The organism is Flagellimonas okinawensis (genome assembly GCF_029194005.1).
GTDB lineage: Bacteria > Bacteroidota > Bacteroidia > Flavobacteriales > Flavobacteriaceae > Flagellimonas > Flagellimonas okinawensis.
In genome coordinates, this window is sequence record NZ_JARFVA010000004.1 from 279,601 (window position 1) to 295,679 (window position 16,079).

The following is a 16,079-nucleotide window of genomic DNA, read 5'->3' on the forward strand; positions in this document are numbered from 1 at the left end:
TTTCTCCGTTATCCCCGTAGATATATAGATGGATAAATGAAAAATATTGAATTATGAAATCAATGACCAAAATCGTAGGGGTTGTTTGTGCAGTATTATTGTTCGGATCATGTTCCGTACATAGAAGAGCAGGAAATAGTGCAACAGCTCCCGGACAAGTGAAAAAGATTACAGGTGCCCAGAGTGCCAAGGAGTATGCTCCCGGACAACAAAAGAAGAATGGCAATAACCTATAGTTTTTGCAACTTATATTCTATAAAAAGCCCCATTTTTAAGGGGCTTTTTTACTGTTGATGTATTTTATGTTTTAATCTATCGATGTCGACAGAATGCTATAAAAAGCCTTTATGCCATAAGCCAATTGGCCAATTTTAATATTCTCGTTAGGACTGTGTTGATTGTTGTCGGGATTAACGACCGGAACAATAAAGGCAGGTATCTTCAACTCGTTGATAAAAGGTGCAATTGGTACAGTTCCTCCCATGGTACGTATCTGGATGACATCTTCTCCAAAACTTTGGTCGAGGGTGTTTACGATAAAATCACCATATCTATTGTCCAGATCTGTCCGGAACGCATCGGTTACACTACCTTCTTTTACAGTTACAATATTATCAAACTGCATACGCTCCTCGAGCGAGGGAGTGTGGTCCAGTACTTTGTAACCCTGCTTGGCAATATGGTCCTTTACCAATTGTTTCAATCGATGGCCATCGCTCTCCACGACCAATCTGAGATCCAGTTCGGCAGTGGCATTTTCGGGAACAATGGTCCTGGCCTTTTCACCTATCCATCCAGAACCCAAACCACGTATGTTCAGCGAGGGATACTGTAGTGCTTCCTGATAGAACCCACCCACTTTTTCCGCTGTTTTAAACTGGAGTTTTTCCGCAATTGCTTTATCACTGTCGGGAACACGCTTTAAAATCGAGTCTGTTTTTTCATCAATGGAAATACCATCATAATATCCTCGAATGGTCACCCTCCCTTCAGTATCTTTCATGGTAGCCAATAATTGAGCTAACTGAAACCCTGGATTTGGAGCATAATTACCATAATGACCACTATGCTGAGGTTTGATCGGACCATAAGTGGTAAGGGTCATAGTGGTGATGCCACGACACCCATATACCACTGTCGGTTTTTCCGAGGCATGTACCGGTCCATCCACTATCATCAAAAAATCGGACTCCAAGAGTTCCCGATATTGTTTTACAGCGGCCGGTAGGGGTTTGCTGCTCTTTTCTTCCTCACTGTCCAAGATTACCTTGATATTAAAAGGAATTTCCGTACCATCTTTCCTCAATAGGTCCATGGCGTTCAAGAGCATTACTATAGGTGATTTGTCATCGGAGGTAGAACGTCCGAACAAGCGCCAATCATAATTGATGTCATCATCCAACTCATCAAAGGAGACGGTTTCATATTCTCCGTCCTTGGGAGCTTTTAATACTACTTGATAGGGATTCGGCTGATCCCACTTGGAAGGATCAACGGATTGACCATCAAAATGCATATAAATAAGTACCGTCGGTTTTTCGCTGCTCACCGGGGTGGCCGCAAAGAACAATGGCAGTCCCTCGGTGTCCAATACGGCTGTATTGAAACCTCTATCCCCAAATTTTCGCTTGAGCCACATAATGTTACGATCGATATCCGCCGCATCCAGGGCATCGTTCGGAATTGCAATAAATTCACGGATCTCGTTGATGGCATCGGCCACCTGCGATTTAACCGCCATATCATCCTGTGCCAACAGGTTTAAGCTAAGGAAAAGGGAAACTAAGGATAAGGTTTTTTTCATGGAAGGAATCGTATAGATTTTAAGGGTTGTAATTTAACGAATTTGACTCACAAAGTCAGCAATTCCATGTACTCCATTTGCTGTTAAATGTTTGATGAATGCCGATCCGATAATTGCTCCTTTCGCCTTTTGGGTCGCTTGCTCAAAAGTTTCCGAGTTACTGATTCCAAAGCCGACTATCTGTGGATTGTCGAGGTCCATTTGGGCAATGCGCTCAAAATAATCGGATTGTTCTATACCGAAACCCTGTTTTGCCCCTGTTGTGCTTGCAGAGCTGACCATATAAATAAAGCCATCGGAAGCTTTGTCAATGGCATTGATGCGCTCGTCACTGGTCTGTGGTGTAATCAGGAAGACATTGATCAAACCATGCTTTTTAAAAATTGTCTCATACTCTTGTTTGTAGACATCCAAGGGCAAATCGGGAAGAATCAATCCATCGATACCTATTTCTTCGCATTTGGCACAAAACTCTGCTACGCCATACTGTAGTACTGGGTTAAAATATCCCATCAAGATAAGCGGAATGGAAACCGACTTGCGGATATCCCTTAATTGTTGGAACAAGAGTGCCGTGTTCATTCCATTTTTTAATGCTATAGTGGAACTTTCTTGAATGGTGGGGCCGTCGGCCAAAGGGTCACTGAAAGGGAGTCCTATTTCGATGAGGTCCACACCGTTCTTTTCCAACTCTTGGATGATTTGTACGGTATCCTCCAGATTTGGGTAGCCTGCAGAAAAGTATATGGATAGGATTTTTTTGTCCTCTTTTAGTTTTTGCTTGATTCTGTTCATAATTTGAAATAATCAATATAGTTCTGTAAATCTTTGTCGCCACGACCGGAAAGGTTCACTACCACAACATCTTCAGGTTGGAACTTTCTATCCTCAAAAATGGCCAGGGCATGCGATGATTCTATGGCAGGTATGATGCCTTCCAGTTTGCAAAGTTCCAAGCCCGCCTTCATGGCATCGTCATCGGTTATGGAAATAAATTCTCCACGTCCAGATGTATATAAATGCGCGTGCATGGGTCCGACACCTGGGTAATCAAGACCGGCAGAAATGGAATAGGGTTCTGTAATCTGACCATCTTGTGTCTGCATCAACAATGTTTTGCTTCCATGGATAATGCCCACCTTTCCCAAAGCGGAAGTTGCGGCACTCTCCCCCGAATCAATGCCTTTTCCTGCTGCCTCAACGGCAATGATGCCGACCTCGGGGACATCAAGATAATGATAAAAGGCCCCTGCGGCATTACTTCCGCCGCCGACACAGGCCACAACATAATCTGGGTTTTGCCTGCCTTCTTTTTCTAGGAGTTGACCTTTGATTTCTTCGGATATCACCGATTGGAAACGGGCCACCATATCGGGATAGGGATGTGGCCCAACTACCGAACCTATGATATAATGCGTGTCCACTGGATTATTGATCCAGTCACGGATCGCCTCATTGGTCGCATCTTTCAAGGTTTTACTGCCCGATGTGGCCGGTCTAACCTCGGCTCCCAACATTTTCATGCGGGCCACGTTCGGTGCTTGGCGGGCGATGTCGATTTCACCCATGTATACCACACATTCAATGCCCATTAATGCACATACCGTAGCAGTTGCCACCCCATGCTGACCGGCACCGGTCTCTGCAATGATCCTATGCTTGCCCAATTTTTTTGCCATCAGTATTTGTCCGATAGTATTATTGACCTTGTGGGCCCCAGTATGGCAGAGGTCCTCGCGCTTAAGGTAAATTTTGGTGTTATACTTCTCGGATAGTCGCTTTGCAAAATATAAAGGGGTCGGTCGACCTACGTAATCCTTCAGTAATTGATGGAATTCATCCTTAAAGGAAGGTTCTTCCATAATGCTCAGATAATTTTGGCGAAGCTCCTCGCAATTGGGATATAGCATTTCGGGGATAAAAGCTCCCCCAAATTCACCGTAGTACCCCCTTTCATCGGCATGATAACTGTTCATCGTTTCTTGTTTACTGGTTATGACCGCTTTGCAGCGAATCTATAAATATGTTTAGATCTTGAATATTTTTTAATCCTGGAGCTGTCTCAAACTTACTATTGACGTCAATGGCAAAACAATGTACGGAAGCAGGGCTTTTTAAAAAATCCTGCAACTTTCCAATGGAATCCAAACCTATGCCACCACTTAAAAAGTAGGGCTTGTCAGATGGATATTTTTCCAAAACTGACCAATCAAATGTATAGCCATTACCTCCAGGTAGTTTTCCCTTGGTATCGAAAAGAAAATAATCACAGACTCCTTCAAACTCCCTTAGTACATCGAAATCAAAATCATCTTTGATAGAAAATACTTTGATGATGTCTGGATTTTTCGGCTGCGCTCGAAATGATGGAAAGTTGGATTTTAGATCGGAGCAATACTGAACACTTTCCTTTCCATGGAGTTGCACGGCATCCAACTGATAAAGGGCCGTTTTCTCCAAGACCTCTTCCAATGGGGAATCCACAAAAACCCCTACTTTTTTTATGGAACTGGACAATACAGGCATCTCTCCCGAAAAATAACGGGAAGAAGGTTCCCAAAAGATAAACCCCAAATAATCGGGCTGTAATTCTGCCACTTCTTCCGGGTTATGGTTCATGCCACAAATTTTCAGTTTCATGGTGCTGATTAAGAAATTAGTCCAGTAATAAATTTTTTGGCGCTTGCCCCAGGATCATCGGTCTTCATAAAATTCTCCCCGATCAAAAAGCCTCTGTAACCAAACTCTTTTAAATCACGAATGGCATCCACAGAGCTGATTCCGCTCTCCGAGACTTTTACAAATTCATCAGGAATCTTAGTGGAGAGTGATTTACTTATGTCCAAATCTACCTCAAATGTCTTTAGGTTACGGTTGTTCACACCCAACATGTCCAAACTGGGCATTAGGGATTTCTGCAGTTCTTCTTCATTGTGCACTTCCAGGAGTACATCCAGTCCCAGACCCTTTGCAACTTCGGAAAAAGTTTTAATCTCTTCTTTGGACAATATTGCTGCGATCAGCAGAATAACATCGGCGCCGTATGCCTTGGCCTCTGCAATCTGGTATTCATCTATGATGAATTCTTTTCTCAGAATGGGAATATTGGAGGATGCCCTTGCAAGGATCAAATCGTCCAAGGAACCACCGAAATATTTTCCATCGGTCAAAACGGACATGCCAGAGGCTCCGGCATCGGTATACCCTTTGGCTACATCTTGAACGCTCAGGTCTTGGTTGATGACCGATTTGGAGGGGGAACGGCGTTTGTGCTCGGCTATGATTCCCGAATCGCTTTTGCGCAAGACCTCGGCCAATGAAATTGAGGTGCGTTCCATCATCACCGAAGCTTCCAGTTGCGGAAGGGTGACCAGCGATTTTTTTAAAGCCACCTCTTTGCGTTTATCCGCTACTATTTTATCTAGTATGTTCATTTTCTGTTGTTGTTGCTCCGCGTTTGATGCGGAATCCATTTCTTTAATGTCCATTGGATTCCCGCTTTCGCAGGAATGACAATTTGATCAAATTTAGTCCTTACTCAATTCCTGCAATTTCTTTAATGCCGACAGTCCTTTACCACCAAACAAGGATTCTTTTGCTTTCTCAAAACCTTCTTTAGGGGAAGTACCTTTTACCGTGGCAATTGCGACCCCTGCGTTGGCACAGACAACATTGTTCTGGGCTTCGGTGCCTTTTCCCTGTAGAATATCCATGAAAATTTGGGCGGATTCAGCGATATCGGCACCACCTACGATTTCTTGCTGCGAAACTTTCTCCACTCCAAAATCCTTTGGAGCGAGCATGGCTTCTGTGCTGTTCGATATGGTTTTGGTGTCGCCTGTCAACGATATTTCATCATATCCATCCAATGCGTTTAAAATGGTGAACCTCTTATCCGTGTTCTGGTACAGGTAGCCGTACATTCTGGCCAACTCCAAATTATATACCCCTACCATTTGATTTTTTGGAAATGCAGGGTTTACCATGGGTCCCAACATATTGAAAAAGGTTTTGACCGCCAATTCCCTCCGGATGGGGGCTACATTTTTCATGGCTGGGTGGAACAAAGGGGCGTGCAGTACACAAATACCAGCTTCCTCTATGGTTTTTTTGAGGAAATCGGCATCGTTACTGAACTTGATGCCCAAAAATTCCATGACGTTGCTGCTTCCGCACTTGGAAGATACCCCGTAGTTGCCGTGTTTGGTCACATGGATTCCTGCACCGGCCGTTACAAAAGATGCCAAAGTGGAAATGTTGAAGGTGTCTTTTCCGTCGCCACCGGTCCCACAAAGGTCGATCGGGTCGTATTCGGTCAAGTCCACTGCCAAACAAAGTTCCAACAGGGCGTCGCGGAAACCTTCAAGTTCCTCAATGGTCACACTTCGCATCATATAAACGGTAAGGAAAGCGGCAATTTGGGAGGTATTGTAATCTCCCTTGGCAATGTTCACCAAAATTTGCTTGGCCTCTTCCTTTGGAAGTATCTCGTGATTGATCAGTTTATTTAAAGTCTCTTTCATTGTTCTTCTTTGTCATCCCGTACCTGTTGCGGGATCTAATTTTTATTTCTGTTGGATTCCTTCTTTTGCAGGAATGACAATCGTTTTATTCTTGCTTGTCATTCCGCAATTGATCCGGAATCTTTTATTCAATTTATTTGTATTCCTGCTTCCCTTCGATTTCGTTAAGGGTACTGCAGGAATGAGATCATACTAACTTTCCAACCAATTCTCAAGCATTTGTTTGCCTTCAGGTGTCAAAACTGACTCTGGGTGAAACTGCACGGCCGTAACATCGAGTTCTTTATGTCGTAGGGACATTACTTGTCCGTTTTCATCCAGTGCGGTAGCTTCCAAAACTTCAGGAAGGTCAGGGTCCACTACCCATGAATGGTATCTACCTACCTGAAGGGTCTTGGCCATGTTCTGATAGATAGGGTCGTCCTTGGTCACGATAATGGCGGTGTCCACTCCGTGGTATACCTCATCTAAATTGATCAGGGTTCCCCCAAATACCTCTCCGATTGCTTGGAGCCCCAGGCAAACTCCAAAAATCCGTTTGGTCGGTGCATAGGTCTTGATGATCTCCTTTAACAGTCCGGCCTCATCTGGTATTCCCGGTCCAGGGGAGAGGACGATGTATTTGAACGGTTCCACTTCGTCCAAGGTGAGTTGGTCGTTCCGTTTTACAGTGACCTCACAATCCAAATCTTCCAGATAGTGCACCAAATTATAGGTGAAACTATCGTAGTTGTCTATCATTAAAATCTTTCGTCCCATGGCTTAGATTGTTTCGGCAATTTCCAGCGCTTTGGTCAGTGCGCCCAGTTTATTGTATGTTTCTTGAAGTTCGTCATCAGGATTGGACGCTGCTACCAAACCAGCTCCGGCTTGGTAATACAGGTCATGGTCCTTGCTCAAAAATGTCCGGATCATAATGGCGTGGTTAAAGTTGCCCTCGAAATCCATGAACCCAATGGCGCCACCGTAGTAGGAACGACTTGTTTTTTCGTACTTTTCAATAAGTTGCATGGCCATATGCTTGGGTGCACCGCTCAAAGTCCCGGCCGGGAACGTATCGGCGACCACTTTCATGGTGGTACTGTCCTTTTTCTTTTGTCCCGTTACTTTTGATACCAAATGGATGACATGGGAAAAATACTGGACTTCGCGATAGGTTTCCACGTTTACGGTATTGCCATTGCGGCTCAAATCGTTTCGTGCAAGATCCACAAGCATTACATGTTCGCTGTTCTCTTTTTCGTCCTGTGCCAATTTTTTGGCCAGTTCGGCATCTTTTTCATCGTTTCCGGTACGTTTATAGGTGCCTGCTATGGGATGAATCTCTGCTTTCCCATCCTTTACGATAAGTTGCGCCTCGGGTGAGCTTCCGAATATTTTAAAATTGCCGTAATCAAAATAGAAAAGATAAGGGGAAGGGTTTATAGAACGGAGTGCCCTATATACATTGAATTCGTCCCCCTTGAATTTTTGTTTGAACCTTTTGGAGAGCACCAACTGAAATACATCGCCACGCTGACAATGCTTTTTGGCCAATTCCACGTGTTCTTTGTATTCTTCATCCTTTAAGTTGGATTCGGGTTCTCCCTCTTTATGGAAATTGTAGGATGAGAAGGTGCGAACATTGAACAATTGTTCAATTTCATCCACATTGCTTTCTGAATCATAGCAGTGGGCAAACAAATAGGCCTCATTTTTAAAATGGTTGATGGCGATGATGTTCTTGTACACTGCATAATAAATATCCGGAATGCTTACGGAATCTTCCTTTTTGGAAATCTTCACATCCTCAAAATAGCGAACAGCATCGTAGGCCATGTACCCGAACAAGCCATTGTTGATGAATTTGAAATCATTCTGGGCAACTGAAAACTTTTGCGAGAAATTATGGATGACTTCGGTCACATCGATATCAGGGGTTATTTGGGTAACTTCTTTGTTACCATCGGGAAACCGTTGGGTAATGATCTCGTTTTCTACCTTGATGGATGCGATCGGGTTGCAACAGATATATGAAAAGCTGTTGTCGTTGGCATGGTAATCGCTACTTTCCAAAAGAATACTGTTTGGAAATTTATCCCGGATTTTTAGATAAACACTCACGGGCGTAATGGTGTCCGCAAGTATTTTTTTGTAATGTGTCTTAAGGGTATAACTCATTTTGAAACTGCTATAAATTAAAAAAGGCCTGTCGTGATGACAAGCCTCTTGTATGGTTATAATGGGGACTTAACTCACGACGTTTGACATAAGTTTATCCACCACCAGGTATTTGCTATTCTGTTATTCATTGCATCAAATATAGGGAGGAATTTTTAACGGGACAACAATGTTTTGTTTAAAATAAAAAATCCCGCTCAAGATTAGCTCGAACGGGATTTTCACACACTAAACAGTAGTTGATTACATCTGTAGGTCAACTACCAAATCAAATTCATCGTAGATCAGTTTGTCCTTGGCGGTACCAATGATTCCAGATCCGTATTTTACATCGTACTTGGTTCTGTCCACTTTCAAAGTAGCAGTAGCTTTGTCCCCGTAAACGGATACATCAAAACTAACAGGCTCTGTGGTGCCTTTTATAGTAAGGTCGCCAGTTACTGCATAAGAATTTTTACCTGTAGATTTTACTTTGGTGAAAACCAATTTAGCCGTTGGGTGATTGGCAGTTCCAAAAAAGTCGTCGGACTTTAAGTGACCGTCCAATTGGCCTTTATAATCTCCTTCCAAATCGGTCGTGTTGATGCTTGTCATATCCACAACAAACTCGCCGCCTACCAATTTGTCACCATCAAACTCCAAAGCACCGGACTCCAGAGAGATCGTTCCTGTGTGAGAACCACCGACCTTATAACCTTTCCAGGTTACAGTGCTTTCGGAAGTCTTTACTTCTTTGGTTTCCTTTTTGATAGGGTTTGCAACTGCTGAGGCTCCAAAAAGAGTGACCAAGGCTAAACTTAAAATTGTCTTTTTCATGATTGTTTAAAATTTCTGTTTCTAATTGTTAAGGGTTCAATAATTATATAATTGTAAATAATTCTTCTTTTGATTTGCGGACCTTGGGCAAATGCTGTGTAGCATCTTCCTCTGAACGATAACCTACGGCCAAAACTACGGCAGCGTTCAGGTTTTTCTCGTTCAACCCTAAGATTTCATTGTACTTTTCAGGTTCAAAGCCTTCCATTGGGCATGTATCGATCTTCAACTCCGCAGCGGCCTGCATCAAGTTTCCAAAAGCTATGTAGGCTTGTTTTGTGGTCCAGCTGTTTTTGGTTTCCACCGGAAGGTCGATAAGCTTGGATTTCATAAAATCGGAATATCCTTTAAGTCCTTCCAATGGAATATTTCGGGTTTCGCTAACATTGGCCACGAAATCATCTACCAATTCTTCTCCAAAATCGGCGGCATTGGCAAAAACGATGATGTGGGATGCATCAGTTATCTGGGATTGGTCCCAAGAAGCAGGTTTTAATTGCTCTTTTACGTTTTGATCGGATACCACGATCACATGATAAGGCTGCAATCCATAGGAGGATGCGCTCAAACGAGTGGCCTCCAATAGGGTTTCTAGGTCATCTGCCGAAATCTTTTTGGTGGGATCAAATTTTTTGGTGGCATAGCGCCATGTTCTATTTTCAATAACTGTACTCATTGCTATATCTAAAATTTATCTAATAGTGTATTTAATAGTTCCAACTCCTTTTTATCAAAGTTTTCAAAGATTGTCTTATGAGCGTTGGACAATGCACTGTCCATCTGTTCCAGAGCTTTAAGTCCATTATCTGTAATGACAATCTCCACTTTTCGTCTGTTAGAGGGGCATACCGTTCTGTTGACGAATCCCTTTGCCAAAAGTTTGTCCACCAATCGGGTCGTATTGCTCATTTTGGTGACCATACGTTCATTCAAGGTGGATAGGTTGGCCGGTTTGCCCTGTTGACCTCTTAATATTCTTAATACATTGAATTGTTGAAGGGAAACTTCAAAAGGCTTCAGGGCAACGTTCATTGCTTCGTTCACCTTATTGTGAACTAATTGCAAGTGAATCAAAGTCCTAGGTTCCAAAGGAATTTCTTTTGAGGTTTTTATGATTTCTTCAACATTCATGTATAAACAATATTTGTATATACAAATGTATGTCGATTTTGTTCGCCCATCCAAATTTTTGATCGATAAATTTTTGTTAAAGAGAGGGAAGTCGATCTCTGGATGGTTAATTTTATGGCTTTAAACAGCAGTAAATGAGTAGGTTAATATTTTTCAGCTTCCTTGTGTTTTCTTTGGCTGGTTGTGTTGAAAAGCAAGGGGCAAAGACTGATAACGAGGACAGTACGAACCATGAAATGGTTGAAGATGAAGTAAATGGACGTATTGATGTGAATTTTCCCGTGTATGATTTTGAGGAATTCGAACCCATGCTGCACCGAAATGACGGGAATACCTATATCGTCAACTTTTGGGCCACATGGTGCAAACCTTGCCTTGAGGAAATGCCTTTTTTTGAACGCATAAATGCCGCATATAAAGATCATAATATAAAAGTTGTTTTAGTGAATTTGGATATGCCCCACATGTGGAAAAAGCGATTGGAACCCTATGTAGAAAACAAGGGCATTGCATCTGAAGTAATTATACTGGATGATCCAAAACAGAAGGAATGGATTCCCAAGGTGTCAGCGGATTGGAGTGGAGGCATTCCCGCGACCTTAATATATAATAAGGATAAGCGGGCTTTTTATGAGCACGGTTTTTCCTTTGAACAGTTGGATGCGGAGGTAAACAAATTTATAGGTCAATAGGGCTTTAGAAGGAGGGGGGCGGTAATTTAGATTGCAGGATCGTCCAATAAAATACAATTGCCAAATATGGCTAAGAGAACAAGTTGGGATGCTATCTTAAATCCCTAGTTTCAAAATAAAACCCTCAGAAATCCGGAGTAATGCTTCGGATTTTTATTTTTGCAGAACTTAAATTGAAAATAATGGCAGATTTATCACAAGAAGAATGGGCTGAGCAATTACAAAATGATGACAACGCCTTTACACTGGATGTGCGAACTCCTCAAGAATTTGAAGAAGGATATATTCCCGGGGCAGTAAACCTGGATATTTATTTGGGAGAGGAATTTTTGGAGGAACTCAAGAAATTGGACAAGAACAAAAATTATTACGTTTACTGTAGGTCGGGAGCCCGTAGCGGACAAGCCTGTGCTATCATGAACAGTATAGGAATTGAAAATGCCTATAACCTGGAAGGAGGATTCATGAATTGGGAAGGTGACCGAGTAGATTAAGCACTTCTCCATTTATCCCAAATCAATGCGAGAAGACCTACTTTATTTTATTTGGAAGCATAATAAGCTTTCAACAAAAGCGCTATTCACCGGCGTTGGTGAGACTATTGTAATCAGGTCACCTGGAACCCAAAATAGGTTGGCAGGCCCCGATTTTTTTAATGCAAAAGTTGAAATCGATGGTCAGTTATGGGCCGGGAATGTGGAAATGCACCTCAAATCTTCCGATTGGTATGCGCATCACCACGAGAACGATGATAATTATAACAATGTCATTCTCCATGTAGTTTGGGAGGATGACATTGCTGTTTTTAGGAAGGACGGTTCACAGATTCCCACTTTGGAAATACAGCACTATGTTTCCGATCAAATATTGGACGGTTATCATAGCTTGATGCAAAACTCGAGCTCTAGTTTTATTAATTGTGAACGCGATCTAAAAGCTGTAGACTCCTTTAAAATGGAGAACTGGTTGCATCGATTGTTTATAGAGCGACTCGAAAATAAGTCACAGTTGATACAGGGGCTCCTAAAAAAATCAAATAATGATTGGGAATCGGTTCTGTTTATAATGCTCGCCAAAAATTTTGGTTCTAAAGTAAATGGAACCTATTTTTTGGAGCGGGCGGCGGCTTTGGATTTTTCCATTGTACGCAAAACAAGCAACGAACCGTTGCAATTGGAAGCTTTGCTTTTTGGACATTTTGGTCTTTTGGGAGTCGAGGATTGCAAGGACCTTTATTTTTTACAGCTTCAGATTGAGTATGACTATATATGTAGAAAGTTTAATCTGGATAGGCCATTGTCCAAACCCGATTTTTTTGGCCTAAGGCCTATGAACTTCCCTACGATCAGAGTGTCGCAATTGGTGAATTTGTATGTGGGCACCCATAATTTATTTTCTACTTTAATGGCTTTAAAGGGTAAAGAAGAGATTTATGGAGCCTTCGAAATTTCAGCAGGCCTGTATTGGGAAGAGCATTACACTTTTGGTAAGGTTTCAAAGAAAAGGGAAAAGCTGCTGTCCAAAAAGTTTATAGATCTTATAATAATAAACACCTTGTTGCCACTTAAGTTTTGTTATGCAAAGCATTTGGGCAAGGACTGGAACGAGGATTTGATTGCCCTGGTATCTGATTTGGCAAAGGAGGATAATTCCATCATCAAAAATTTTGCAGCTATTGGATCTAAAACCCAAAATGCATTGGAGAGTCAGGCAAAGTTGGAACTCTATACCAATTATTGTTCTAAAAATAAATGCATGCAATGCGTTGTTGGTACTCAATTATTGAATAGAATTACATAATTTTAACCATGTCTTTATTCTATAATACCCTATACTACTTTCAAAAAAGAGGCTTTGAGGTCTGTCGGCGAATAGCTGAACGACTTGGAATCAGGGCAAGAGTGGTCAGGACCAGTTTTATTTATCTGACTTTTGTGACCCTAGGTTTCGGTTTTGCCCTCTATCTTTTTATTGCATTTTGGTTACGGATAAAAGACTTGATCTACACAAAACGAACTTCCGTATTTGACCTATAGCCATGATTAGACTGATGCGCTCCAAAATAGTATTGGCACTATCCCTAATGGTGATTGTCCTTTTATTTGGGGTAATCGGGTATAAAATGCTGTCCGATTTTACTTGGATCGAGGCTATTTACATGACTATAATTACGGTGACCACGGTCGGTTTCTCCGAGGTAAGACCGTTGGATGCCAACGCAAAGATTTTTACCGTATTTTTAATCGTCACCAGTGTATTTATTTTTGGTTTTGCCATTTCTGTGGTCTCGGAATACATTTTGGGAAGAAACTCATTGGAACTGCTAAAAAAGAAAAAAGTGAAGAAACAGATAGATAGTCTTTCGAATCACGTAGTGGTCTGCGGCTTTGGTAGAAATGGTATGCAAGCGGCAGAAAAGTTGATTGCCTACAAGAAACCATTTGTTGTTATTGAAAAGGACAAGGATATCATAGAAAGGCATGAGGAGGATATTTTATTTGTGGAAGGAGATGCCAATGAGGACGAAGTTCTGTTACAAGCGGGTATTGATCGAGCTCAATATTTGATCACCGCGGTTCCCGATGATGCAGCAAACCTTTTCATTGTACTTTCGGCAAGGCAGCTCAATAAAAATCTCTTTATTATAAGCAGGGCATCACAGGTGACCTCTATCAAGAAATTGGAATTTGCTGGAGCGAGCAAGGTAATTATGCCCGATAAGATCGGTGGTGACCATATGGCATCTTTAGTAGTAATGCCCGATTTGATCACCTTCCTGGACCAACTCTCCATTGAGGGGGAACACACCACAAATTTAGAGGAGGTCAGCATTGAGGATTTTACCAATCAAATGGATTGTCACTCACTAAGGGACTTGGATCTGCGAAGAAAGACGGGCTGTACCATCATTGGTTATATAGATCCCAATGGTAAATATATTATCAACCCCGAAGCCGATATGGTTTTACAGCCCAATAGCAAGGTAATCGTATTGGGCAGGCCGGAGCAAATACGAAAGCTCAACCAAATGTTTCAGATAGGCTAGTTTAACACCCATTAATTTTTTTGCGAAGAAATTTTTTAGGATATTGGGGCCTTTACAAAAAACTAACATAACCAAAACAATATGATGAAGTATAGACTTCTTTCCATTTTAAGTTTGATGTTACCGGCGCTCTCCTTTGCGCAAGAACAAAGTACATCGGAAAAAATCGATGCAGTGTTCTCCAAATACACTGGCTGGTTCGTTGATGCCATCTTCTATGAAATTCCATTTAGCGAGGAATTTCAGATTCCTTGGGTATTGATTGTTTTGGTAGGTGGTGCATTATATTTCACCATATACTTTAAGCTGATCAACTTTACGGGCTTCTGGACTGCAATTAAAGTAGTACGTGGCAAGTACGAGGATATTGAAAAGCATGGTGTGGATCATTTGTACGGTGACCAGGCCGAAGAGCACGATCTTCAGGATACGATAAGGGATGAATCCGCACATGGTGAGGTTTCCCACTTTCAAGCTTTGACTGCTGCCCTTTCCGCTACCGTTGGATTGGGTAATATAGCAGGGGTTGCAGTGGCCTTGTCCATTGGTGGTCCCGGTGCGACCTTTTGGATGATGCTTGCTGGAATTTTGGGTATGGCATCCAAATTCGCGGAATGTACCTTGGGTGTAAAATATAGGGATGTAGGTGAAGATGGGACTGTTTACGGAGGTCCTATGTATTACCTTACCAAAGGTCTAAAGGAAAAAAATGCCAAAGGACTTGGTAAAGTATTGGCAGTGTTGTTCGCAATCTTCGTGATTGGTGGATCCTTTGGTGGTGGAAACATGTTCCAGGCCAACCAGGCGGCAGCACAGTTTGTACAGTTGTTCAGCTTGGAAAATGATAATGCAGGAATGTACTTCGGGATGGTGATGGCTGTATTGGTGGCCATCGTTATTATTGGTGGTATTAAGCGAATAGCTTCTGTTACCGAAAAAATTGTTCCGTTCATGGCAGGTATTTATGTATTGGCTGCCCTGATTATTTTAGGGGCCAACTTTTCTTCCATAGATGATGCTTTTGGATTGATATTCGAAGGAGCCTTTTCAGGACTTGGAATCGCTGGCGGACTTATCGGTGTAATGATCCAAGGTATTCGTAGGGGTGCTTTCTCCAACGAGGCCGGTGTAGGGTCTGCAGCAATCGCTCACTCCGCTGTACGAACCAAATATCCAGCTAGTGAAGGTATCGTTGCTCTTTTGGAGCCGTTCGTTGATACTGTAGTTATCTGTACAATGACCGCATTGGTAATTATTATTACCAACTACGAGGCTGGCTTTTTGCAGTATGGTACAGAAATTACAGAAGGGGTCGAGATTACGGCTACAGCTTTTGATACTGTGATTCCTCACTTCTCCATAGTGTTGACCATAGCGGTTATATTGTTTGCCTTCTCTACCATGATTTCTTGGTCTTACTATGGTATGCAAGGTTGGATGTACCTTTTCGGGAAAAGTAAAAGAAGCGATCTAGCATATAAAATATTGTTCTTGTTCTTTGTGGTTGTTGGAGCTTCCATTAGCCTTGGTTCCGTAATCGACTTTTCGGATGCCATGATCTTTGCTATGGTAGTGCCGAACATTATCGGTGTAATATTATTGACTCCGGTAGTTAGAAAAGAATTAAGAAAATACATGAATGCCATCAATAAAAAAGAAGACGCATTGGAAGACGGTGCCGAGGATTTGGTGGATAAAATGTAAAAGCAAAGTAAAAGATGAAATTAAAATCCCGCTTCAAGTTCAATAAACAGGAACGAAGTGGGATTTTCTTTTTTCTATTGATTTAAATTTCTCTTCAAGGAGTCCACTATCTTGTAAAGACCAATCCATCCAGATTAAAAAATAATTTTGCTCTAAATATTAAGGAGCAGGCAATTATAGATAGTCTAAAAACGTCTCGGCCT

At 42.0% G+C, this 16,079-nt stretch carries 18 protein-coding genes; 7 read left to right on the forward strand and 11 right to left on the reverse strand.

All coding sequences use genetic code 11. From position 1 onward, the window contains the following. The first annotated feature begins 53 nt into the window (after nucleotides 1-53). On the forward strand, nucleotides 54-236 hold the full coding sequence (locus tag PY091_RS13335) for a hypothetical protein (protein WP_275650158.1): 183 nt from the start codon (nucleotides 54-56) through the stop codon (nucleotides 234-236). A gap of 71 nt (nucleotides 237-307) precedes the next feature. Here PY091_RS13335 and PY091_RS13340 read toward each other — a convergent pair whose 3' ends face one another. The 11 genes from PY091_RS13340 to PY091_RS13390 form a co-directional block, all read right to left on the reverse strand. Continuing rightward, nucleotides 308-1,804, reverse strand: coding sequence for a M20/M25/M40 family metallo-hydrolase (locus tag PY091_RS13340; protein WP_275650159.1), 1,497 nt, complete (start codon nucleotides 1,802-1,804; stop codon nucleotides 308-310). A 33-nt stretch (nucleotides 1,805-1,837) separates the two neighbouring features. Further along, nucleotides 1,838-2,599, reverse strand: coding sequence for a tryptophan synthase subunit alpha (gene trpA, locus PY091_RS13345; protein ID WP_275650160.1), 762 nt, complete (start codon nucleotides 2,597-2,599; stop codon nucleotides 1,838-1,840). Next, nucleotides 2,596-3,780 (reverse strand): tryptophan synthase subunit beta, encoded by a 1,185-nt coding sequence (trpB, locus tag PY091_RS13350; RefSeq protein ID WP_275650161.1) that lies wholly within the window; start codon nucleotides 3,778-3,780, stop codon nucleotides 2,596-2,598. The genes trpA and trpB overlap by 4 nt, the downstream gene beginning before the upstream one ends. A 10-nt stretch (nucleotides 3,781-3,790) precedes the next feature. After that, nucleotides 3,791-4,444, reverse strand: a complete 654-nt coding sequence (locus PY091_RS13355; protein WP_275650162.1) for a phosphoribosylanthranilate isomerase — start codon at nucleotides 4,442-4,444, stop codon at nucleotides 3,791-3,793. 8 nt (nucleotides 4,445-4,452) lie between these two features. Next, entirely contained in the window at nucleotides 4,453-5,238 is a 786-nt protein-coding gene (trpC, locus tag PY091_RS13360) for an indole-3-glycerol phosphate synthase TrpC (protein ID WP_275650192.1), read from the reverse strand. A gap of 93 nt (nucleotides 5,239-5,331) precedes the next feature. Then, a complete protein-coding gene (gene trpD / locus PY091_RS13365) occupies nucleotides 5,332-6,327 on the reverse strand; it encodes an anthranilate phosphoribosyltransferase (protein WP_275650163.1) in 996 nt (331 codons plus the stop codon). 192 nt (nucleotides 6,328-6,519) lie between these two features. After that, on the reverse strand, nucleotides 6,520-7,086 hold the full coding sequence (locus PY091_RS13370; RefSeq protein ID WP_275650164.1) for an anthranilate synthase component II: 567 nt from the start codon (nucleotides 7,084-7,086) through the stop codon (nucleotides 6,520-6,522). Nucleotides 7,087-7,089: 3 nt separating this feature from the next. Further along, nucleotides 7,090-8,487 (reverse strand): anthranilate synthase component I family protein, encoded by a 1,398-nt coding sequence (locus PY091_RS13375; protein ID WP_275650165.1) that lies wholly within the window; start codon nucleotides 8,485-8,487, stop codon nucleotides 7,090-7,092. A 243-nt stretch (nucleotides 8,488-8,730) separates the two neighbouring features. After that, nucleotides 8,731-9,303: a YceI family protein gene (locus PY091_RS13380; RefSeq protein WP_275650166.1), complete on the reverse strand. Its 573-nt coding sequence runs from the start codon at nucleotides 9,301-9,303 to the stop codon at nucleotides 8,731-8,733. Between the two features lie 43 nt (nucleotides 9,304-9,346). Then, the gene (locus tag PY091_RS13385) at nucleotides 9,347-9,979 is read right to left on the reverse strand and encodes an NAD(P)H-dependent oxidoreductase (RefSeq protein ID WP_275650167.1); all 633 of its coding nucleotides are present in this window, start codon (nucleotides 9,977-9,979) and stop codon (nucleotides 9,347-9,349) included. An 8-nt stretch (nucleotides 9,980-9,987) separates the two neighbouring features. Continuing rightward, the gene (locus PY091_RS13390; protein ID WP_275650168.1) at nucleotides 9,988-10,434 is read right to left on the reverse strand and encodes a MarR family winged helix-turn-helix transcriptional regulator; all 447 of its coding nucleotides are present in this window, start codon (nucleotides 10,432-10,434) and stop codon (nucleotides 9,988-9,990) included. A gap of 134 nt (nucleotides 10,435-10,568) precedes the next feature. Here PY091_RS13390 and PY091_RS13395 point away from each other — a divergent pair, with 134 nt between their 5' ends. The 6 genes from PY091_RS13395 (at nucleotide 10,569) to PY091_RS13420 (ending at nucleotide 15,876) form a co-directional block, all read left to right on the forward strand. Continuing rightward, nucleotides 10,569-11,126 (forward strand): TlpA family protein disulfide reductase, encoded by a 558-nt coding sequence (locus PY091_RS13395; RefSeq protein ID WP_275650169.1) that lies wholly within the window; start codon nucleotides 10,569-10,571, stop codon nucleotides 11,124-11,126. A gap of 182 nt (nucleotides 11,127-11,308) precedes the next feature. Further along, nucleotides 11,309-11,620, forward strand: coding sequence for a rhodanese-like domain-containing protein (locus PY091_RS13400; RefSeq protein WP_275650170.1), 312 nt, complete (start codon nucleotides 11,309-11,311; stop codon nucleotides 11,618-11,620). A gap of 25 nt (nucleotides 11,621-11,645) precedes the next feature. Then, nucleotides 11,646-12,926 carry a DUF2851 family protein gene (locus PY091_RS13405; protein ID WP_275650171.1) on the forward strand — a complete coding sequence of 427 codons (1,281 nt, stop codon included), beginning with the start codon at nucleotides 11,646-11,648 and terminating at the stop codon, nucleotides 12,924-12,926. A gap of 8 nt (nucleotides 12,927-12,934) precedes the next feature. Then, entirely contained in the window at nucleotides 12,935-13,162 is a 228-nt protein-coding gene (locus tag PY091_RS13410) for a PspC domain-containing protein (protein ID WP_014033469.1), read from the forward strand. 2 nt (nucleotides 13,163-13,164) lie between these two features. Next, a complete protein-coding gene (locus PY091_RS13415) occupies nucleotides 13,165-14,172 on the forward strand; it encodes a potassium channel family protein (RefSeq protein WP_275650172.1) in 1,008 nt (335 codons plus the stop codon). Between the two features lie 84 nt (nucleotides 14,173-14,256). Beyond that, the gene (locus PY091_RS13420) at nucleotides 14,257-15,876 is read left to right on the forward strand and encodes an alanine/glycine:cation symporter family protein (RefSeq protein ID WP_275650193.1); all 1,620 of its coding nucleotides are present in this window, start codon (nucleotides 14,257-14,259) and stop codon (nucleotides 15,874-15,876) included. The last annotated feature ends 203 nt before the right edge of the window (nucleotides 15,877-16,079 follow it).